19 protein-coding genes are annotated in these 19,235 nt (G+C 61.3%); 12 read left to right on the top strand and 7 right to left on the bottom strand.

What is annotated here, in order from left to right:
- The first annotated feature begins 76 nt into the window (after nt 1-76).
- From AQUI_RS0126480 to AQUI_RS0126470, 3 genes are read left to right on the top strand one after another with little or no spacing between them, the layout of a single operon-like run.
- Nucleotides 77-559, top strand: coding sequence for a Fur family transcriptional regulator (locus tag AQUI_RS0126480; protein WP_027260205.1), 483 nt, complete (start codon nt 77-79; stop codon nt 557-559).
- Nucleotides 556-1,308: a zinc ABC transporter ATP-binding protein ZnuC gene (znuC, locus tag AQUI_RS0126475; RefSeq protein WP_027260204.1), complete on the top strand. Its 753-nt coding sequence runs from the start codon at nt 556-558 to the stop codon at nt 1,306-1,308. Before AQUI_RS0126480 ends, znuC begins: the two co-directional genes overlap by 4 nt.
- Entirely contained in the window at nt 1,305-2,111 is an 807-nt protein-coding gene (locus AQUI_RS0126470; RefSeq protein ID WP_027260203.1) for a metal ABC transporter permease, read from the top strand. Before znuC ends, AQUI_RS0126470 begins: the two co-directional genes overlap by 4 nt.
- A gap of 94 nt (nt 2,112-2,205) precedes the next feature.
- On the opposite strand, the gene AQUI_RS0126465 is transcribed toward AQUI_RS0126470, so the two are convergent.
- Together AQUI_RS0126465 and AQUI_RS0126460 are read right to left on the bottom strand one after the other, a co-directional pair.
- Entirely contained in the window at nt 2,206-4,497 is a 2,292-nt protein-coding gene (locus AQUI_RS0126465) for a response regulator (RefSeq protein ID WP_027260202.1), read from the bottom strand.
- Between the two features lie 17 nt (nt 4,498-4,514).
- Nucleotides 4,515-5,411, bottom strand: coding sequence for a PhnD/SsuA/transferrin family substrate-binding protein (locus AQUI_RS0126460; protein ID WP_027260201.1), 897 nt, complete (start codon nt 5,409-5,411; stop codon nt 4,515-4,517).
- A gap of 410 nt (nt 5,412-5,821) precedes the next feature.
- On the opposite strand from AQUI_RS0126460, the gene AQUI_RS0126455 reads away from it, so the two are divergent.
- On the top strand, nt 5,822-9,679 hold the full coding sequence (locus AQUI_RS0126455; RefSeq protein WP_245597003.1) for a PEP/pyruvate-binding domain-containing protein: 3,858 nt from the start codon (nt 5,822-5,824) through the stop codon (nt 9,677-9,679).
- Between the two features lie 156 nt (nt 9,680-9,835).
- On the opposite strand, the gene AQUI_RS0126450 is transcribed toward AQUI_RS0126455, so the two are convergent.
- On the bottom strand, nt 9,836-10,273 hold the full coding sequence (locus tag AQUI_RS0126450; protein ID WP_027260199.1) for a MerR family transcriptional regulator: 438 nt from the start codon (nt 10,271-10,273) through the stop codon (nt 9,836-9,838).
- Nucleotides 10,274-10,348: 75 nt separating this feature from the next.
- On the opposite strand from AQUI_RS0126450, the gene AQUI_RS0126445 reads away from it, so the two are divergent.
- Genes AQUI_RS0126445 through merA form a run of 4 tightly spaced genes read left to right on the top strand, consistent with a single transcriptional unit; the run spans nt 10,349 to nt 12,738 of the window.
- Complete coding sequence (locus AQUI_RS0126445) at nt 10,349-10,744, top strand: mercuric transporter MerT family protein (protein WP_027260198.1); 396 nt, start codon at nt 10,349-10,351, stop codon at nt 10,742-10,744.
- 10 nt (nt 10,745-10,754) lie between these two features.
- Nucleotides 10,755-11,051, top strand: coding sequence for a heavy-metal-associated domain-containing protein (locus AQUI_RS31060; RefSeq protein ID WP_027260197.1), 297 nt, complete (start codon nt 10,755-10,757; stop codon nt 11,049-11,051).
- 9 nt (nt 11,052-11,060) lie between these two features.
- Nucleotides 11,061-11,306 carry a mercury resistance system transport protein MerF gene (merF, locus tag AQUI_RS31055; RefSeq protein WP_027260196.1) on the top strand — a complete coding sequence of 82 codons (246 nt, stop codon included), beginning with the start codon at nt 11,061-11,063 and terminating at the stop codon, nt 11,304-11,306.
- A gap of 4 nt (nt 11,307-11,310) precedes the next feature.
- Nucleotides 11,311-12,738 carry a mercury(II) reductase gene (gene merA, locus AQUI_RS0126430; RefSeq protein WP_027260195.1) on the top strand — a complete coding sequence of 476 codons (1,428 nt, stop codon included), beginning with the start codon at nt 11,311-11,313 and terminating at the stop codon, nt 12,736-12,738.
- Here the strand turns inward: merA and AQUI_RS31635 are convergent.
- The gene (locus AQUI_RS31635) at nt 12,690-13,526 is read right to left on the bottom strand and encodes a hypothetical protein (RefSeq protein WP_211236078.1); all 837 of its coding nucleotides are present in this window, start codon (nt 13,524-13,526) and stop codon (nt 12,690-12,692) included. The genes merA and AQUI_RS31635 overlap by 49 nt on opposite strands.
- A gap of 356 nt (nt 13,527-13,882) precedes the next feature.
- Between AQUI_RS31635 and AQUI_RS0126415 the strand changes: the two genes are divergently transcribed.
- From AQUI_RS0126415 to AQUI_RS0126400, 4 genes are all read left to right on the top strand, one after another.
- A complete protein-coding gene (locus AQUI_RS0126415; RefSeq protein WP_027260193.1) occupies nt 13,883-14,119 on the top strand; it encodes a type II toxin-antitoxin system ParD family antitoxin in 237 nt (78 codons plus the stop codon).
- On the top strand, nt 14,112-14,414 hold the full coding sequence (locus AQUI_RS0126410; RefSeq protein WP_035920607.1) for a type II toxin-antitoxin system RelE/ParE family toxin: 303 nt from the start codon (nt 14,112-14,114) through the stop codon (nt 14,412-14,414). The genes AQUI_RS0126415 and AQUI_RS0126410 overlap by 8 nt, the downstream gene beginning before the upstream one ends.
- Before the next feature lie 61 nt (nt 14,415-14,475).
- On the top strand, nt 14,476-15,387 hold the full coding sequence (locus AQUI_RS0126405) for a MurR/RpiR family transcriptional regulator (RefSeq protein WP_027260191.1): 912 nt from the start codon (nt 14,476-14,478) through the stop codon (nt 15,385-15,387).
- 86 nt (nt 15,388-15,473) lie between these two features.
- Complete coding sequence (locus tag AQUI_RS0126400) at nt 15,474-16,088, top strand: LysE family translocator (RefSeq protein WP_027260190.1); 615 nt, start codon at nt 15,474-15,476, stop codon at nt 16,086-16,088.
- An 18-nt stretch (nt 16,089-16,106) separates the two neighbouring features.
- Here AQUI_RS0126400 and AQUI_RS0126395 read toward each other — a convergent pair whose 3' ends face one another.
- The 3 genes from AQUI_RS0126395 to AQUI_RS0126385 form a co-directional block, all read right to left on the bottom strand.
- Nucleotides 16,107-16,541 (bottom strand): GFA family protein, encoded by a 435-nt coding sequence (locus AQUI_RS0126395; protein WP_027260189.1) that lies wholly within the window; start codon nt 16,539-16,541, stop codon nt 16,107-16,109.
- A 186-nt stretch (nt 16,542-16,727) separates the two neighbouring features.
- On the bottom strand, nt 16,728-18,002 hold the full coding sequence (locus tag AQUI_RS0126390; RefSeq protein ID WP_035920605.1) for a nucleotide sugar dehydrogenase: 1,275 nt from the start codon (nt 18,000-18,002) through the stop codon (nt 16,728-16,730).
- A 100-nt stretch (nt 18,003-18,102) separates the two neighbouring features.
- Complete coding sequence (locus AQUI_RS0126385; RefSeq protein WP_027260187.1) at nt 18,103-18,786, bottom strand: DnaA N-terminal domain-containing protein; 684 nt, start codon at nt 18,784-18,786, stop codon at nt 18,103-18,105.
- Between the last annotated feature and the right edge of the window lie 449 nt (nt 18,787-19,235).

The following is a 19,235-nucleotide window of genomic DNA, read 5'->3' as shown; positions in this document are numbered from 1 at the left end:
AACATCACGCAGTTGATAAACGTCATAACATAACATATCAAGAGGCAAATCAGCCTCGACCCAAAAGGACACCGCAATGGACTCCATCGGTTTCGAACCGCATGACCACAGCAGCTGCATTCACGATTGCATCGCGGCGGTGGACGCCCAGTGCCGGACGGCTGGGCTGCAATTCACCCCGGTGCGCCGCCGGGTGCTGGAGATCCTGCTGCAGGAACACCGCGCGCTCGGGGCATATGAAATCCTTGACCGGCTGCGCGAAGAGGGCCTTGGCTCGCAGCCGCCGGTCGCCTACAGGGCTTTGGATTTCCTGGTGAAAAACGGCTTTGCCCATAAGATCGAACGCCTGAACGCCTTCATCGCCTGCACCCATCCGGGCGAGCATCACGCGCCGGTCTTCCTGATCTGCCGCGCCTGCGATGCGGTGGCTGAATCGCAGCGGGAGCCGACCCAGGGCCAGCTCGGCCAAGCCGCCCGCGAGGCGGGATTTGTCATTGAACGCGCGGTGATTGAGGCCGAGGGCCTGTGCCCCAAATGCCAGCACGTGGGCGCCGCATGAGCCTGATTTCCCTCGAACACCTGACCGTTGCCTATGGGGGCAAGACAGTGCTGTCCGATGTAAACCTGGCTATTGAGTCCGGTGAGATCGTCACCGTGGTTGGCCCCAACGGGTCCGGTAAATCTACCCTGCTGCGCAGCGTGATCGGCGCGCTGAAACCGTCACGCGGTGCGGTCAAACGCGCGCCTGGCCTGCGCGTCGGCTATGTGCCGCAGAAACTGCACATCGACCCGACCCTGCCCCTGACCGTGCGCCGGTTCCTCAGCCTGCCCGCGCGGGTATCTGACGCCCGCGCGTCCGAGGCGCTGGAGCAAGCCGGCGCCGGCGATCTTGCGGCCCGGCAGATGTCCGCCCTATCGGGCGGTCAGTTCCAACGGGTTCTGCTGGCGCGTGCCCTGCTGACCGATCCGCAGCTGCTGATCCTCGATGAAGCCACCCAAGGCCTGGACCAGCCCGGCTCCGCTGCATTTTATCAGCGCATCGAGAAGGTCCGGCAGGAGGTCGGCTGTGCGGTGCTGATGGTCAGCCACGAACTGCATGTAGTCATGGCGGCCTCGGACCGGGTGGTCTGCCTCAACGGCCATGTCTGTTGCGAGGGCGCGCCGGAACATGTCGCCTCGGCACCGGAATACCGCGCCCTGTTCGGCACCGGAACCCAAGGTGCGCTGGCGCTCTACCGGCACGAGCACAATCACAGCCATGATCAAGATTGCAACCATGGCCACCATCATCACGAGGCCGCGGAATGACCCTGCTTGACGATTTCCTGATCCGCGCAGCCCTTGCCGGCATCGGCGTGGCGCTGGCCGCGGCACCTTTGGGCTGTTTCGTGGTCTGGCGGCGGATGGCCTATTTCGGCGACGCCACTGCGCACGCGTCGATCCTGGGCGTGGCGCTGGCGCTCAGCTTTGATGTGTCGGTCTTTGCCGGCGTGCTGGCCACAGCGCTGGCCATGGCCACCACCGTGTCCGCCCTCGCCGGGCGCGGCTATGCGATGGACACGCTTTTGGGCGTGCTGGCGCATTCCTCGCTGGCTTTTGGCCTGGTCGCGGTGTCTTTCCTGCAGGGCGTGCGGATCGATCTGATGGCCTATCTGTTTGGCGATATCCTGGCAGTGGGGCGCGGCGATCTGGCGGTGATCTGGGGCGGCGCAGCCCTGGTGCTGGCACTGCTCTGGTGGCGCTGGTCCGCGCTGCTGACCGCCACGCTGAACCCGGATCTGGCCCATGCAGCGGGCATTGATCCCCGGCGCGAACAGATGGTGCTGACACTTGCCCTGGCCCTGGTGGTGGCAGTTGCCATCAAGGTGGTCGGAGTTTTGCTGATTGCCGCCATGCTGCTGATTCCGGCTGCGGCCGCCCGCCCCTTTGCCGCAACACCCGAGCGGATGGCGGTGATTGCCGCGCTGCTGGGGATGCTGGCGGCCTCTGGCGGGCTGCAGCTGGCGTTTGTGTTCGACACCCCCGCCGGTCCCAGCATCGTTTGCCTGGCGGCGGCTCTCTTTGCCGCGTCCAGCCTTGCCGGCCTGGTGCTGCAGCGGCATCGCGGCTGACTGCCGCCAGTGACAGCAAATAGCTCTAGTCCGGGAATAGCCCATAGCCGGGCCTGCCTGCGGCAACACCCTTTGCCGGCCCGCGCTGGTGGCCTCAGCTGCCAGTGCGCTGCAGGTCATCACCGCAGGTCCATTTGCTGACCGCTTCGGTGAGCGCCTTCTTGTTAATCGGCTTGCTGAGGAAATCATCCATCCCCGCCTCCAGGCATTTTTCCCGGTGGCTCTGAAGCGCATTGGCGGTCAGCGCCACGATCGGGCATTTTCGGCCGCCGGTCTCCACCTCGATCCGACGCATCTCGGTCGTGGCTTCAATCCCGTCCATCTCCGGCATCATCATATCCATCAGGACAAGGTCGGGCCGCTCTGCCTGGAACTGCGCAACAGCCTCCACACCGTTTTTGGCAACGCTGATTTTCAGCGGCGCATCTTTCAGCATCTTGGTGACGACCAGCTGGTTGGTTCGGTTATCCTCGGCAAGCAGAACTTTCAGCAGCCGGCCTTGCGGCGCTTCGTCTCTGCCGCCGCTGTCAGCAATCGCCGGTTTTTGGTCCTGAACGCTCAGCACCCGGGTGATCACCTGCCGCAGCTGTACTGCCCGCACAGGTTTCAGCGCAAACTCGCAAACCCCGATGGCCTCGCAGTCCGAACGGCTCAGCGCGTGTTCCACCGAAGACAGCACAATCAGCGGCACCGCTTCAAAACCTGGCATGGCGCGGATCCGGGCCGCCAATTCCCGCCCGTCCATCGCCGGCATCTGATAGTCCAGTATGATGAAATCAAACTGGCGCCCGTCCAGCTGCGCATCCGACAGGATCTCCAGCCCCTCATGCGCCGAGGCTGCCAGCGTGCAGGTCACCCCCCAAGAACTCAGCCGTTCAGACAGGATCACCCGGTTCAGCTCCAAGTCATCCACCAGCAAGCCGTTGAGCCCGGCAAAGCTGAGCGGGCTGCCCGCCCGTGCCGAGGCGACATGGCCGCCGGCCTGCAATGGCATCTCGATGGTGAATACGGACCCTTTGCCCAGCTCCGACTGCACTTGCACCGAACCGCCCATCAGCTCCAGCAGCCGTGCCGAGATTGCCAGCCCCAGGCCAGTGCCCTCGAAATTGCGGGTGGCGGCATTGTCTGCCTGCTCAAAGGCGCGGAAAATCTGTCCTGTCCGCTCCGGCTCAATGCCTATGCCGGTATCGGTGACCTGCAGCGTCAGCATATGCCGGCCGCCCTGCTCGCGGCCGGTTATCTCTATGTAGACATAGCCTTGGCGGGTGAACTTCACCGCGTTGCCGGCGATATTGGTGATCACCTGGCGGATCCGCCCGGCATCCCCCTCAAAGATTTCCGGCAGCGCGGGATCGTACCGCATGGTAACCTCGACCCCCTTTTCCGCCGCCTTGGGCGACAGCAGGGTGACCACATCCTCCAGTGCCGTCTGCAAGTTGAACGGAGCAAGGTTAAGTTCGACCTTGCCGGCCTCAATCTTGGAGAAGTTCAGGATGTCGTTGATAATCGTCAGCAGCGCGGTGCCGGATTTGGCAATGGTCTCTGCATACATCCGCTGGTCTTCGTCCAGCGCGGTGTCCTGCAACAGCTCTGCCATGCCGATCACCCCGTTCATCGGCGTGCGGATCTCATGACTCATATTGGCAAGGAATTCCGACTTGGCGCGGTTTGCAATATCTGCGGCCTCACGCGCCTGCTCCATTGCAAATTCCCGCTCGTCGCGCTCGGCGAACGTATCTTCCAGCACACCGACCGAAAAATCCAGTGCCCGGAATTCCCGGGATGCAAACCAGGGCAGCGGCCGCAGCGGGCTGCGCAGCCCCGCAATGGCGTCAGACATCCGGTTATGGATCATATTCAATGGCCGCAGCGCCAGAATATGCACCAGCAGCAACACCAGAAGCGACAGCGCCAGCACCGGCACAACTGTCCAAATGATGATCTGGCGCACTTTGGCCGCCACCAGCGCTTTACCGTCCTGGGTCGACCAGTCCACCACCATGGTGCCGAAGGAGGCGCCTTCCAGCTCAATCGGTCGCTCATAGATCACATGCGCGTCCGGCGGCGGCGCACCCGGCGCACCCGGCGCGTTGGCCGCAGCCAGCAGCTTGCCTGCAGGGCTGCGGATCTGGATCGACACGATCTGCGGGTTGCGTGTGACGGCTTCAATCAGCCCGGTCTCCAGGACCGGAACATCCTCTACAATAATCGATTCCAGCATCAGCCCGCTCAGCAGGGAAACCGTCAGGTCGGCCTGACCAGCAAGCTGCTCTTCAAGCCGCTGCACCTCCTGGCGCTGCGCCATATTGCCAACTGCAAAGCCAACCGCCGAAGCGGCCAGCAGCAGCGACAACACGATCTGAAAAAGGATGCCTGTACGTTTCATATCTTCACTGCGGCGCCTCAGAATGCCAGGCTTCGCTCCATCGCCCGGCGGATGATATCATAGTCGTCATCAGCCCCCAGCAAGAAGCCGTTCTTTGAAATCCGGCGCACGATTTCCTCGTTGTCCGAGGACAGCATGACCTTGCGCATCGCTTCCAGCACCGCTTGCGGCATCGCTTCCGAGGCCAGCCAGGGTTTGGTCACATTGTCAAAGGAAGCCAGCACCCGGATCGGAACGCCTTTGGCGACCAGTTTTTTGAAGGTGCTTTCCTTGAGGGCGCCCGCGGAAAATTTTCCGGCGCCCACTGCTTCGCCGACCAGATCATGACGGCCGAGATAGGCGTATTCATGCAGATCGGCGCTGCTGATACCGGCCTCCAGCAGGTACTCCTGCGCCAGGTAGCGGCCGATCGTCGACAACTCGTCGCCGAAGGCAAAGCTGAGCCCGGCCAGATCCTCAACCGACTGCACGCTGCTGTCCTTGTGCACCACGATCACCCCCTTGAACCACTTTCCGCCGTTCTTGGATTCCATCGCGACAATCCGGATTTCCGGATTCTCCTTCATCACATGCACATAAGACGCCGGGCCGAAACGGGCAAAATCCACCTCGCCGCTGGCCAGCTGGCGGATGCCCTCGCCATACTCCTTGGCGATCTTCAGCCGGATGGAAACCGGCTCGCCCAATTCCTCGCTCATCCGGCTGGACAGGAAAGACAGGAAAGGCTGGTACTTTTTGACCGTTGCAGTAGGTTTATCCGCCGCATAAGTGCCAAACACCAATTCAGTCCCGGCCTGGCCCGCACCGGGCAGAAGGGCTGCAAGTCCAACCGCCAGAACAGCCCCGGGGGCTGCTCCCCGCAGGCGTGTCCTGAAAAGATCAATGATACCAAAGGTCCACTCAAAAAGTGTCACGGTTCTAGCCTCCTGACTGCGATCGGCTGGCACGGCAGGCGGGCCGCCGTACTTCGTTACATGGCACATGGTTAAGAATACAATGTTAACGCGCTTGCAATTCTTTAAAAAATTTTACGGTTCTTTTATTCTCCGCCCCCTATCTTAACCCTTCAGTAAGCTTTTCGTAATCTTTTAGGCAAATTCGCCATAATGTCAGAATATCAGCCTCAACTGGCTCAACAGGAACTGCCGTGAAGAATACCACTTTGCCCTCCAGGACCTCCCGGTCCTTTCACCGCTCAGCACAAGTCACTGTGCTTGCATCGCTTTTTCTAGCGTTTCCCGTCGCGGCCCTGGCCATTCCATCGCCGGAACTGGTGATCGGCTCGGTGTCTTCGCTATCGCAGGTTCTGGCCGTTGGAATTGCTATGATTTCCGGCCTTGGCGCAGTCATTGCAGCGAAACTGGGTTTTACCCCCAAACCGGGCGGCTCTCCACGCCGCTACCCGGTCAAGCTGATCTCCGTCCTCGTACTGGCGGCCATTGCACTGGCTGCAGGAAACTATTGGCAATACTCCTCGCATGCGCAGGCCGAGCTGACAAGGCTGCAGACCACTTTGACGCGGCCGGCGCAGTTTGACGGCACCACCATCAAGGACGCCACCCTCAAGGAGACCAGTTTTTCCAAGCAGGAAGACCACCCGCTGGCGATGAGCACCACTGACGCCGCCGCGGCGCTGGAGGACGGCTCAACCCTGTTCTACGACATCCGCGAGACCGGCGAAAACGCCATGGGCACCCTGCCCGGCGCCACCCACATCCGCTTCCCGGACTTCCTGCAGAGCCGCCCGGTGCAGCCGGGCCAGAAGGTTGTGCTGTTCTGTCACAACGGCAACCGCTCTTCGGAAACATGCGCCAAGCTGGCGGCGATGGGCATCGACTGCAGCTTCATCGCTGGCGGCATCGAGAAATGGATCGTCGAGGGCCGCGACTTCTCCGACAAGGACGTCAAGACCCTCTCCGACCTGCGCGCCATTCCGGAATACCCGGGCAAGGACGTGCTGCTCAACACCGCTGATTTTGAGGCGCTGCTGACCACCGAGGATCTGCAGATCGTCGACACCCGCTATCCCGGCGACTTCGATGCCGGCCACCTGCCCGGTGCCGTCAACATCCCGATCCGCAAGATGACCACCGCGGACCTGATGGACCGCATCGCCGAGCTGGACCCTGACAAGCCCACCATCGCCGCCTGCTATGACCGCCGCAGCTGTTTCATGAGCCAGGTTCTGGGGCTGGAGCTGTCGCAGCAGGGCATCGATTTCCTGGGCCGCTACACCTTGCCGTGGGAATACTTCGTCGCACCCAAGCCGAAACCGCATGTGCAGGACTGGCTGGCCGATCAGCAGACCGGACTGTGGGACAAGGCGATCTCGGCACTGGCAACCGCCCTCCTCTGGGTGCATGAGCGCAGCCATATCCTCTTGGGCCTCCTGGCGCTGTCGATCGTGACCCGCATCCTGGTGCTGCCCGTCGCGCTGAAATCCGAACGCGATCAGATCATCACCAATGACACCGCGGATGAGATGAAGGCGCTGAAGGCAAAGCTGGCCCATGACCCGGTGCGCAAGGCGCGCGCGGTGCAGGCCTTCTATGCCGACAAGGGCCTGACCCCGATGAAGAACCTCACTGCGCTGCTGTTCCTGCCGGTGATGATGCTGGGTGTCTCTTCCGCACAGGAAGCCAGTGCCAGCTTGCAAACGCCTTTCCTCTGGATGGCTGACCTCGGCATGCCCGATCCGCTGTTCATCATGCCGGTACTGTTCTGCGCCCTGGCTGCCGTCTACCTCTTGTGGGCCGTCGCCAAGACCAAGCGCCAGAAACTCCTGTGGATGGTGCTGGGCATGCCTGCGCTCTTTGCCATGGTGTTTTCCCTGACAGCAGCCGCCAATGCCTATCTCTGTTTCAGTCTGACATTGCTGCTGGTGCAGCGCGCCTATGTCACCGGCATGCACCGCAATCTGGCCGAAGCCCTGTCCCTGCGCGCCCATAAACGCAAGCTTGCCAAACTGCCGCGCGGTGTGATCCCGATGGGCTACACCGAGGAACTGGCAGAGGCCGGCAACAAGGCCCTGCGCCTGTCGATCCTCAAGAATGCAGGCTTGCCGGTGCCCGGCGGCGTTATCGTCCGCTCGGATGCAATTCACGATTACCGCGCCATGTCTGATGCCCGGAAAGATGCATTTGCCGCACAGGTATTCCTGCTGGCCGGCGGCAAACCCGTCGCCGTGCGCTCCTCTGCCAGCAACGAGGACGGTGCCGATCAAAGCTTTGCCGGAGTGTTTGAATCCGTGCTGGACGTCACCGCAGACACCATGCGCGCCGCACTGGACGAGGTGGTGGAAAGCTTCTCCTCCGCGCGTGCCGCCAGCTATTCCGGCGAGGGCGACAGCACCGATCAGGGCAATATCGTGGTGCAGGAGATGGTGCAGGCGGAATTTGCCGGCGTCCTCTTCACCCAGGACCCGATGGCGCCCGGCATGGCGATGATCGAATGGGTCGAAGGCTGCGGCGAGGATCTGGTGTCAGGCCGCGTCACCCCCACCAGCTTGCGTTTCGGCCGCTACACCGGCCTGCCGGCAACAGAAGATCAGGACCAGACGCTCGATATGGCGCCGCTGCTGGCCCTTGGCAAGCAGATCGAGGACACCTTCGGCGCCCCGCAGGACGTGGAATGGGCCTATGCCAACGGCCAGTTCCAGATTGTGCAAAGCCGCGACATCACCACCCTCAGCCTGGGCACCGAGCAGGAACAGACCCGTCTCGCCGAATGGCGCGATGTGCTGGACCGCTACGCGGATGCAGATCCGGACCAAACCATCCTGGAACAGGACGAAATGTCCGAGGTCCTGCCCCGCCCCACGCCGCTCTCCTTCTCGCTGATAAGCGATCTGTGGGCGCCCGGCGGCAGCGTCGACCTGGCCTGCCGCGAGCTGGGTGTTCCCTATGGCCTGCCCGAGGGGCGCGACGGCCATCTGGTCAACCTGTTCGGCAAAACCTATGTCGATGTGGAATTGAAACAGGGTATGACCCTGAAACTGACGGCCTCCAAGGCCAAGCAGCTGCGCAAGCAGGCGCATCCGATGATCACCCGGTTCCGGGATGAGGTGATGCCGGAGCTGAAGAACAAGCTGGCGATCTGGCAGGCCGTGGATTATGCCGCCCTGCCGCAGGACAAGCTGCTGGAAACCATCGCCACGCTCAAGGAGCTGTTCATCCGCGAAATCTATCTGGAGGCGGAAAAGATCAATATCCTGGCCGGCTTCACCATGGGCGAAGCCGGGACTGCCGCCGCAGGCGATCCCGCCCTGCGCGCCCATCTGATGCACGCCGAGTTGCCCAATGCGCCCTCCAGCCTGATTGCCTCCTGCACCGGCAAGGACGCCCAGACGCGTGCCATGCAGCTGATGGGCCACCGCTCGATCTTCGATTACGAGCTGTCCTCGCCCCGCTACGCCGAGGCGCCTGCGCTGCTGAACTCCCTGCTCAGCAGCGCGGTAGAATCGATTGGCGCTGTTCCGACACCCGCCAACCTGCCGGATGAGCTGGACGATACCATCGGTATCGCCATCGCCTATCAGGACCTCAAGGAACAGGCCAAGCACGAAGCCCTGCGCGTCGTCGCCGAGCTGCGCCGCGCCCTCCTGGCACTGGGGCAGATCAGCGGGCTGGAGGATCTTGTGTTCAACCTCACCTTCGACGAGGTGCTGGACAGCAACTGGTCCAGCCCGGACGCCCTGCGCGACCTCGCCCAGGCCCGTGCCGAAAAGGAAACACTGCGAAAGAAATCCGCGCCCACCGCCGTCACTCTTACCCTGCGCGACTGCGAGATGCTGTCGCTGGGCGTCCAGGCCCAGGCCGGCGACGGCACCATGGGCGGCACCTGCGTGGCCGGCAGCGGCAGCGCCACCGCCCGTGTGTTCTGGATGGAGGACGACAGCGACATCAGCCCCGAGGCCTTTGCCGGCTTCCAGGACGGCGACATTCTGGTCTGCCGCATGGTCAACCCGGCCTGGCTGCCGTGGGTCCAGCGTTCCGGCGCGGTGCTGTCTGAGGTCGGCGGCTGGCTCAGCCACATGGCCATTGTCGCCCGCGAAAAGGACGTCCTGATGCTGGTCGCCTGCAAGGGCCTCGACAGCCTCAGCCACGGCGAACAGGTGACCGTCACCGAAGATGGCAGCATCCAGCCGATGGAGAACAAGGGCCTCAAGGTGGTTTCGGCCTGATCCGGCCAGAAAAGAACAAAGAAAGGCCCGCAACAACTGGTTGGCTCATTCCGGAATATGGGACATAGGATGGCCCCGCCGATTTTTTTCGGCGGGGCCTGTTGATTTATTTGGACAAAAAATCGGAGCGCGCCCCCGAAAGAGCTTGGCGGCTTCTTATGCCTTTGGTTCCACTACACCCATCTCAAACAGGCTTTCGATGATTGGGCAATCAGGCACATCGCCCTTCGCGCACTCGGAAGCCATATCCTGAAGCGCGCTTTCCAGAACCTGAAGGTGGGCGATCTTGGCGCGCACCGTGCCCAAATGCTGCATCGTCATGCGATGGACATCGCCACAGCTCACATCCTTCTGATCGACCATGCTGAGCAAGGCCCTGATTTCCTCGATCCTGAATCCCAGATCTCGGCTGTGCCGGATGAAGGACAATCGTTTGAGATGGTCGTGTGAATACTGCCGGTTGCCTCCAGAGGTGCGCCCAGGATCCGGCATCAGGGCAATTTTCTCATAGTATCGGATGGTTTCTATATTTACCCCGGTTTCCCGCGATATCGCTCCGATGCCATAGCCTCGCGTGTTCGTGATCCCGGACATGTCAATTCTTCCTTGCATCTGTAGCCACTACAGATTCCAGACTATCAATCAAGATGAATAGAAACGAGGATTTTCATGGTCGAGACCGTTGAACATGTTGCGAGCGATGACCGCAAAACCGCCAGGTTAGTGGCATTGGGCGGTGTCCTTGGCGCGATCGGAGCATCTACCTGCTGCATCATGCCGCTGATCCTATTCAGCCTGGGTGTGTCTGGTGCCTGGGTTGGCAATCTGACGGCCTTGGAACCCTACAAGCCGATCTTCATAATCTTCACGCTTGGATTTCTCGGCTACGGCTACTGGATGGTCTATCGCAAACCAAAAGCCTGCGCCGAAGGAGAGGCTTGCGCGCGTCCACTTCCCAATCGGTTGGTGAAGTCCGCCCTTTGGGTTTCGACCTTCCTAATCCTCATAGCACTCTTCTGGAACTGGATCGCACCCATTGTGGCCCCGATCCTGCTTGGACTTTGAAAGGAACATCATGCAACTGAACCCCCTATTCCTCAGCGCGGTGCTGGCCGCCTTTTCTTTCCCCGCATTCGCGGCAGAGCAAACGGCCACGTTCTCGGTGCCGGGAATGAACTGTCCCAGCTGCCCCTTCATCGTGCAATCAGCCATGTGCGCTGTTGAGGGCGTTCAATCGGTCGAGACAAGTCTTGAGGATCGCACGGCTCGTGTTGTTTTTGATGACGCGCTGACTGCGGCCGATGCAATTGCTCTTGCTTCAACCAATGCCGGTTATGCGGCTGAGTTGATCCAAAGCGGCAGCGCCTCCTGAGGGCTGGCCTTGTCGCGCAGATCCTACAACAAGCTGCTGACCACCGGCGTCGCCGGCACTTTCGTTGCCGCTGTTTGCTGTTTCACTCCGGTCTTGGGCGTGTTTCTGGGCGCAGTTGGGCTGTCCGCATTGTTGGGATTTCTGGATTTTGTCCTAATCCCAGCGCTTCTTGTCTTCGTCGGCATCACGATCTTCGCCCTGGTTCGCCAACCCAATCCCAGTTCCGCACCAAGAAGCGGCTCCAAAGAAAGCTGACCTCATGTCCGATTGCTGTTCTCCAGACTCGAATGCCCCATTTGACCTTGCTGTGATCGGTGCAGGGTCTGCGGGGTTTTCCGCGGCGATCACTGCTGCGGATCAGGGCGCGCGCGTAGCATTGATCGGTGAGGGAATGATCGGCGGCACCTGTGTTAATGTCGGTTGCGTTCCCTCGAAGACGATGATCCGGGCTATGGAAGCCGTTCATTCCGCAACAGCAGCGCGACGGTTCGATGGTATCGAAGTTTCCTCTCGGATAACCGACTGGGCCGCAGTCGTTCGCCAAAAACAGGCACTGGTCGAAGAACTGCGGGCGGCCAAATACACGGAAGTCCTGCCAAATTACAACGCCATCTCCTTCATGGAGGGCGCTGCCCAGTTTTCCGACGATGGCCGGTTATCTGTTGCAGGCCAACCCGTCCATGCTCGCAAGATCATCATCGCAACGGGATCGCACTCCCATGTGCCGGACATCCCAGGGCTGCGCGACGTGCCTTTTTACGACAGCACTTCGTTTCTTGAGCTTGAGACGCTGCCTGCTTCGCTCATCGTCATGGGTGGCGGCTATATCGGCGCGGAGCTGGCCCAGGTGTTCGCCCGCGCTGGTGTGAAGGTGATGATCGTCTCCCGGCGCGGCCTCCTGCCTGAGGCGGAACCTGAGATCGGCACCGCTCTGACCTCGTATTTCGAAGCTGAGGGCATCGTTGTTCGTTCGGAGCTGCAATACGAACGCGTTGATCAAGACGGCGACGGAGTGGCCCTGAGTACTTCTGTCCCCGCAGGCAAGGAAACCCTTCGTGCCGAGGCATTGCTCTTGGCCACAGGTCGAGTGCCCAATACGCAGGGTCTGAACCTTGATACAGCCGGTGTGCGGACCAACGGAAATGGCGGCATCTCCGTTGATGATGCACTTATGACCAGCCGCGAGGGCGTCTATGCGGTGGGAGATGCCACCGGGCGCGATCAGTTCGTCTATATGGCGGCTTATGGAGCCAAGTTGGCGGCTCAGAATGCCCTGAATGGCAACACGCTGTCTTACGACAATTCTGCCATGCCTGCCGTTGTATTCAGCGACCCTCAAGTTGCCAGTGTGGGCATGACGGAAGCGCAGGCCGTTGCTGCAGGGCACATTGTGAAAACCTCTGTTTTATCTCTTGAGCATGTGCCGCGCGCCCTTGCTGCAAGAGACACGCGCGGCTTGATCAAGCTCGTCGCAGATGGCGCAACCAAGCGGCTTCTGGGCGCTCATATTCTTGCGCCGGAAGGAGCCGACAGTATCCAAACCGCAGCAATGGCCATTCGCGCAGGGATGACATACGAGGAGTTGGGCTCGATGATCTTTCCCTACCTGACGACCGTCGAGGGCCTGAAGCTGGCAGCTCAAACCTTTGAGCAGAACGTAGCTAAGCTGTCTTGCTGCGCTGGGTGAATACTTCGCAAAATCAAAACCTCCGGTGGGATTCTTGGTTCAGCTATCGCGTTTCGAACTTTTTCCACAGCGGCGTTCCATGAAACAACCAGGGGCGATAGAGGAGCCGGAGCCTTCTCCATGTCTGCCCCTTTAGGGCGCTTATCGGCGCCGAGGCGGACAGCCGGAGTGCTGAGAGATGGGGCAGCCTTGCGACACTTCTCAATCCTCGCCCCCTTTTGTCCCTGACAGGGCTTGTGGATGATCCTGAAGCCGGCAGGCTTGGCTTTCCTTCCGTTTTTTCCTGGATTGAGCTTGCCGTGAGTTCCGTTGAAGATGAACTCTTCCGGCGCATCCAGATACCGCTGTCCGCAATTGCCACACACCGGCCCCTTCAGGAGATCGTTCTGAAGCCGCAGTCGGTTAAATTCGTCTTCGAAGTGATTGTTGGACAGGACATTGAACGAGATATCGCAACTTCTGTTCCGCTTTTGATGCCGGCAAACCATCTCTCGGCCATCGTCCCACCCATGAGGATCATCCTCATACTCAAAGACAGTTGAGATGCGTTGTTTCTTGTCGTCTCCGTTCAGGGTGTAAGACCTTCGACCGGATGCCAGCGCAGGAATGCTCACCGGAGCCGCCATCTTCCTCTGCTGTGCTCCCGGTTCCTTGAAAGTCGGCAAAGAAAAATCCGGGGCCACTCCGAAGTTTCCACAATCCGGATCACCACAGGTGTTCAGGTTGATTTTGGATGAAAAGGGAGGATACACTACCTCCAACGACAGTTTCGGAATACTCTTGACCATCAGACCTTCCCGTTCTCTGAGCATCAAGATGGCTTCCGTGAGCCGACTGCTATATTGGCCAAAGTTGGAAAATCCGAAGCTCTGGCATGCATTTTTTCGGAAAGTGTTACCGAGGGACTTTTCCCCTTCAGATTCCGCTCCTTCTCAAACTTTTTTCTTCCTGAAAAATCAAACGCCTACCGAGAAAAAATCTCGATAGGCGCAATCTTTATGTCCCGCTTTCCGGAATGAGCCAACAACTGGTTGCGGGCCTTTTTGCGTTGGGTAGCAATCTGCCCGCCATTCCGCCGCCACACCCTCCCCCTTGCATGATTGGCAAAGATTGCCATATGCTGTTTCAGCGAAAGGAACCCGCCATGGCCACCATGAACGTCTCCCTGCCGAACCAGATGAAAGACTGGGTCGAGGAACAGGCCCGCACCGGCACCTATGCCAATTCCAGCGATTACGTCCGCGACCTGATCCGCCGCGATCAGGCCCGCACCGCCGCCATAGGTGAACTGCAATCCGCCATCGACGCAGGCCTCGCCAGCGGCCCGGCGGAAGGGCTGTCAGCACAGGACTTCAAGGCCGCCATGCGCCGCAATGGCTGAGCTGCGCTGGCTGATCCGCCCCGCCGCCCGCGCCGACCTTTCGGCCATCTGGCGCTATGGGTTGGAAAGCTTGGGCGAGGCACAGGCGGATGCCTATGCCGACAGCCTCTTTGCCCTGTTTGAGCTTCTGGCGGATTTCCCGGAAATGGCGCGTGAACGTCCCGAATTCACCCCGCCGGTTCGTATTCACCCCTCGGGCGCGCATCTGGTGATTTACCGGCTGGAAAACTCCCGCCCCGAGATCATCCGCATCCTGCACGCCCGCCAGGACCTGACGGCCTTCCTCTCGGAATAGAACCACACGAAACACCCGTTCCGCTCTTGCCATTTTCCGCACATCTGCTCTGATACGGCGCATGGACCCGCATCTCGACCCCCGGAAAACCGCCCGGCTGATCCAGCACCTCAAGGATCAGATGGACCACCTGCCGCCCAAGCTGAAGGCGGCGGCGAAATACGTGATCGACAATCCTGGCGACTTCGGCCTCGATACCGTCCGGGTCTCAGCGCAGAAAACCGGCATCAGCGCCAATGGCTTTGTCCGCCTCGCCCAGCACCTGGGCTATGACACGTTCGAGGCCTTCCGCGCCCCCTTCCGCGCCGCGCTGACCACCACGCACGAGGCAGACCTCGGCCAGGATTGGCTCGACCGGATGCAGGACCAATGCCCCGCCGGCGCACTGCAAGCCGCCGCCGCGCGCAACCAGCTCAACATCACCTCGCGGTCATTGCGGCTGATGACCGCGGAACGCACTGAGGCTGTTACAGAAACGCTGCTCTCCGCCCGCCGCAGCTATGTCACCGCAACCCGCTCTTCCTACGCATTGGCCTACTACTTCCACTACGTTGGCCGCATGGCCCTGCCGGGGCTGGAGCTGGTCCCGCGCCACATGGGTGCCGCGCTGGACGATCTGCTGGAAATCACCCCCGAGGACTGCCTGATCGCCCTCACCTTCGCCCCCTATTCCGCCGGCACCATCCAGGCGCTGCGGTTCGCGGCTGAGCGCGGCGCCAAGGTGATCCTGATCTCCGACAGCGAAGTCATCGCCCCCGGCATCCGCACCGATCATGTGCTGGCGGTGGCTGCCAATTCGCTGCACCCATTCGGCGCCATCGGCGGCGCCATGGCAGTGCTGGAATGCCTGCTTACCCATCTGATCGAAGCTGCCGGCCCCGAAGCCCTGCGCCGCATCGAAGCCTACGACGCCCTGCGCCAAGACAGCGGTGCCTATTGGAGCGGCCCGAAATTGCCGCGGGTCAGCCGCTAGGGAACTTGGGTGAAGCAGCCTGTCAGGGCTTGCCCGCCGCCGCATTCGCGCGTCTAGTACCTGCACAATGGATGGAGAACCCCGCCATGGATATGATGATGGCTTTGGCGCTTGCGGGCGCAACCGCGCTGCTGGTCGCCGTGCCGGGACCGAATGTGGCGCTGATCATCGCCAATACCCTGGCCCGCGGCTTCCGCCTTGGCGCGGTCACGGTGCTTGGCACCACCGCAGGCGTGGCCCTGCAGCTTGCCGCTGTGGTGCTGGGGCTGGCCGCCGTGCTGGAATTCGCCGCCTCCGCCTTCCTCTGGCTGAAATGGGCCGGGGTCGCCTATCTGCTCTATCTGGGTATCCGCTCCTGGCGGCAAGGCCTTGCCGGCATGGAAGAGGCCAAGGCCAGCCGCAAACCGCTGCGCATCATTTTCTGGCAAGGGCTGCTGCTGGCCATCATCAATCCGAAAACCCTGCTGTTCAACGCGGCTTTCCTGCCGCAGTTTGTCGCCCCCGGTGCAGGATCATCGTCCCTGCTCACCGCAGCGGCGATCTACTTGGCAGTGATCTTCGCAGGCGACATGCTCTGGGCCGCCTCGGCGCAATCCGCACGGCCCGCGATCCTCCGGCTGGGCCGCCTGCGCCACCGGCTGACCGGCGCGCTGTTCATCACTTCCGGCCTTGGCCTGGCATTGGCGCGCACGGACCGCTGAGGGGCGATACCTTTTCCCTCAGACATCACCGTCAATGAACGGGTTCTGAGCCTCATATTCGTCCCGGGTGGCCCGTTTGTGATTTCCTTCCAGCCGCACCGCGGCCATCGCCCGGTCCGTATAAATCTCCGACCGCAAAGGCCAGCTCAGCGCCGCCTCAAACAGCCCCGGCATCAGGTCATAGCCTTCATTTTCCCCATCCGTGTCCCGCATCCACAGATGCGACCCGCAGGTGCTGCAAAACGCCCGTTCCGAAAAGGCCGAGGATTGATACCGGGTTACCGGCCCTTCAACCGAAACGGCCTCAGCAACCGCTTCGAAACACAGAAACAGCCCGCCGCTCCAGCGCTGGCACATGCGGCAATGACAGGCCCCGGGCCGCGGATCATGCGCCCCTTTCACTAGGATCTTTACTGCACCGCACAGGCAGCGGCCTTCCAGAACGTCATTCATAACCAAACTCCCCACAGCCCGGAAATAGGCCGCAGGCGCCGGGCAAGCGGCGGCCCGTCCGGGCGGGCTGGCGCTTTTGCTAGATCACGCCCTGCAAGCGGTCAGAGGTATGCTGCAGGGTTAATGCGGCAAACGCAACGGCAGGCGCCGCCGCCCAACGGGCCGCCGCCTGCCCTTAGCACTTGATCAAAGCCGCAGATCCGCCTGATCCGGCGCCAGCACATATTTCAAGTCATAGACCAGCGCGCCATCAGATCCCAAGGCGCGGATCGCTTCCGCGCCCATCTCCCGGAACTCCGAATGCGCGACAGCCAGAACCATCCCGGAATAGGCCCCCTGCTCCGGCGCGGGAACCAGCGAAACCCCGTATTCTTCACGCGCTTCCTCCGGGTCCGCGTGCGGGTCAAACACATCCACCGCGACCCCGTATTCCTCAAGGCTGCGCACCGCATCAATCACCCGCGTGTTGCGCAGGTCCGGGCAGTTCTCCTTGAACGTCAGCCCCATCACCAGAACCCGCGCGCCAGCGACCGGCAGGCCGCGTTTCAGCATCGCCTTCACCATCTCGCCGGCCGCATAAGCACCCATGCCGTCATTCAGCCGCCGGCCCGCCAGCAGGATTTCAGGATGATAGCCCAGCTGTTCCGCCTTGTGAGTCAGGTAATAGGGGTCCACCCCGATGCAGTGCCCGCCCACCAGACCGGGGCGGAACGGCAGGAAATTCCATTTGGTTCCAGCGGCTTCCAGCACTGCCTGGGTATCAATCCCCATCCTGTTGAAAATCTTGGCCAGCTCATTCACCAGTGCGATATTGATATCGCGCTGGCTGTTCTCGATCACTTTGGCCGCTTCCGCCACCCGGATGCTCGCGGCTTTATGGGTGCCCGCAGCGACCACCTCGCGGTAGAGCGCATCCACCCGCGCCGCCACTTCGGGCGTGGAACCGGATGTAACCTTCACCACATCCTTCAGCCGCCGCTTCTTGTCGCCGGGGTTGATCCGCTCCGGGCTGTAGCCGGCCGTGAAATCCCGGTTGAAGACCAGCCCTGAGCGCGCCTCCAGAATGGGCACGCAATCGTCCTCGGTGGCACCGGGGTAGACAGTGGATTCATAAATCACCAGATCGCCGGGCTTCAGCACGCTCCCCACGATAGCCGAAGCCGCTTTTAGCGGGCCGAGATCAGGACGGTGGCTGCTGTCCACCGGCGTCGGCACGGTGACGATATAGATAGAGCTATCGGCAATCTCAGCCGGGTCGGAGGTGAAGCTCAGAAACTCCGCTTCAGCCAATTCCTGCGGTTCCAGCTCGCGGGTGCGGTCCGCGCCTTGGCGCAGCTCCGCGATACGGCCCGGATCGATGTCAAATCCGACAACCTTCCGGTGCTGCCCGAACGCAGCCGCCAAGGGCAGCCCCACATAGCCAAGGCCAATGACACAGATCTTATCCTGCACGCCGCTCATCCGGGCTGCTCCTTGTTCTTGCGGGGCGTCTTAAGCCCCCTGCCCGCCCACATAATGCTCTGCCCCCAAGGGGTTCAACCGCTGCGGCGCAGATTAGGCCTCACGCCTCCACAACAATCGTCGAGACCCCGCCATCGACATCCCGGCAGGCCGACAGCAGCCGTGGCATCAGATGCGACATCACGTAATTCGCATGGAACCGGCTTGGCGCCTTCAGCACCAGCCGGCCGCCAGCCCGGCTGGCCTTCTCCAATCCTTGCACCCAGGACGCATAATTCGCCGGGTCCTCCGCATGGAGCACCGCCTTGGCCAGGCTCCATTCGCTGCCGTCCGAGATATCCGGAGCCCGCGGTGCAGCCCCTGGGCGCAAAGGCACCACATTCAGCGCTGGCTCATCATTGTTTTGCATCCGGTGTTCAAAGTCCGGTCCCACCGCGCCCCAGCGCTCCTGGGTATCTGCCAGCAACCGCTCCAGGTCGATGCCGTATTCCGTGACCCGCCCGCGTGCGCCCTGGCGTTTCACCACCAGCCAGCCCCAGCCCCGCAGCTTGGCCATCTCGCGTTTCACCGTGCGTTCGTCCACATCCCACAACCGGGCAATCTCGCGCTGGCCCACCGCCAGCTCATTGCGCTGCCAGTTGTAGCGCGCGGTCATCAATGTCATGAACCGCAGCACTAGCTTTTGCGGAGCCTTGCCCTGGCCAAGCGCATACGCCCCCATCGCCGTGAGGATGTCATACTTCAATGCAGAGGCGTTGCGCCCCGCAGGCCGTTTGGCAAGCATTGCTGCCCCCGTTTCTCCCTCCCTGCCCTCCTGGGCTGGGATATGCTGCCTCAAGTGCTCTCAGCCTGTTTGCTGAGAATTGCGCTGGCGGGTTTGCCCTGAACTCAACGCTATTCGTTTGTTGTATCTGATTTGCGTCCGGAATTCCGATTCTGTCAAGCGCCGGCGGGAATTGAATTCAGCCCCAATCCCTTTTTCGAAAGAAAAATTGGTATCAATGGTATAGGGGGACATTCTGTGTGTCCCCTATTTGGGCTAAAATGTCCCCCAATCTACTGTGTCCGGCCTTGGGGTGTCCCCCTAAATCTGGTCCCTAAACGCCAGAAAAACCCAATAAAACGAATCGCTTGGCACTCACCTTCCGAATCGGTTCCGCCCTTGTTTTGCTGGGCCTTTTGCAGATGTGTCCCCGCGGGGACAGGACGCTGTTCCCAACCATATTTGCTTTT

It is taken from the genome of Leisingera aquimarina DSM 24565 (assembly GCF_000473165.1).
Classification (GTDB): domain Bacteria; phylum Pseudomonadota; class Alphaproteobacteria; order Rhodobacterales; family Rhodobacteraceae; genus Leisingera; species Leisingera aquimarina.
Note: the sequence above shows the minus strand (reverse complement) of the source record. Positions and strands in the feature narration are given on the sequence as shown.

Coding starts and splice junctions, on each gene's coding strand:
- AQUI_RS0126410 (WP_035920607.1), top strand. CDS start 14,112: ATGGCTGAGCTGCGCTGGCTGATCCGCCCCGCCGCCCGCGCCGACCTT.
- AQUI_RS0126470 (WP_027260203.1), top strand. CDS start 1,305: ATGACCCTGCTTGACGATTTCCTGATCCGCGCAGCCCTTGCCGGCATC.
- AQUI_RS0126385 (WP_027260187.1), bottom strand. CDS start 18,786: ATGCTTGCCAAACGGCCTGCGGGGCGCAACGCCTCTGCATTGAAGTAT.
- AQUI_RS0126480 (WP_027260205.1), top strand. CDS start 77: ATGGACTCCATCGGTTTCGAACCGCATGACCACAGCAGCTGCATTCAC.
- AQUI_RS31635 (WP_211236078.1), bottom strand. CDS start 13,526: ATGGTCAAGAGTATTCCGAAACTGTCGTTGGAGGTAGTGTATCCTCCC.
- AQUI_RS0126405 (WP_027260191.1), top strand. CDS start 14,476: ATGGACCCGCATCTCGACCCCCGGAAAACCGCCCGGCTGATCCAGCAC.
- AQUI_RS0126450 (WP_027260199.1), bottom strand. CDS start 10,273: ATGTCCGGGATCACGAACACGCGAGGCTATGGCATCGGAGCGATATCG.
- AQUI_RS0126455 (WP_245597003.1), top strand. CDS start 5,822: ATGATTTCCGGCCTTGGCGCAGTCATTGCAGCGAAACTGGGTTTTACC.
- merA (WP_027260195.1), top strand. CDS start 11,311: ATGTCCGATTGCTGTTCTCCAGACTCGAATGCCCCATTTGACCTTGCT.
- AQUI_RS0126395 (WP_027260189.1), bottom strand. CDS start 16,541: ATGAATGACGTTCTGGAAGGCCGCTGCCTGTGCGGTGCAGTAAAGATC.
- znuC (WP_027260204.1), top strand. CDS start 556: ATGAGCCTGATTTCCCTCGAACACCTGACCGTTGCCTATGGGGGCAAG.
- AQUI_RS31060 (WP_027260197.1), top strand. CDS start 10,755: ATGCAACTGAACCCCCTATTCCTCAGCGCGGTGCTGGCCGCCTTTTCT.
- AQUI_RS0126390 (WP_035920605.1), bottom strand. CDS start 18,002: ATGAGCGGCGTGCAGGATAAGATCTGTGTCATTGGCCTTGGCTATGTG.
- AQUI_RS0126465 (WP_027260202.1), bottom strand. CDS start 4,497: ATGAAACGTACAGGCATCCTTTTTCAGATCGTGTTGTCGCTGCTGCTG.
- AQUI_RS0126445 (WP_027260198.1), top strand. CDS start 10,349: ATGGTCGAGACCGTTGAACATGTTGCGAGCGATGACCGCAAAACCGCC.
- AQUI_RS0126415 (WP_027260193.1), top strand. CDS start 13,883: ATGGCCACCATGAACGTCTCCCTGCCGAACCAGATGAAAGACTGGGTC.
- AQUI_RS0126400 (WP_027260190.1), top strand. CDS start 15,474: ATGGATATGATGATGGCTTTGGCGCTTGCGGGCGCAACCGCGCTGCTG.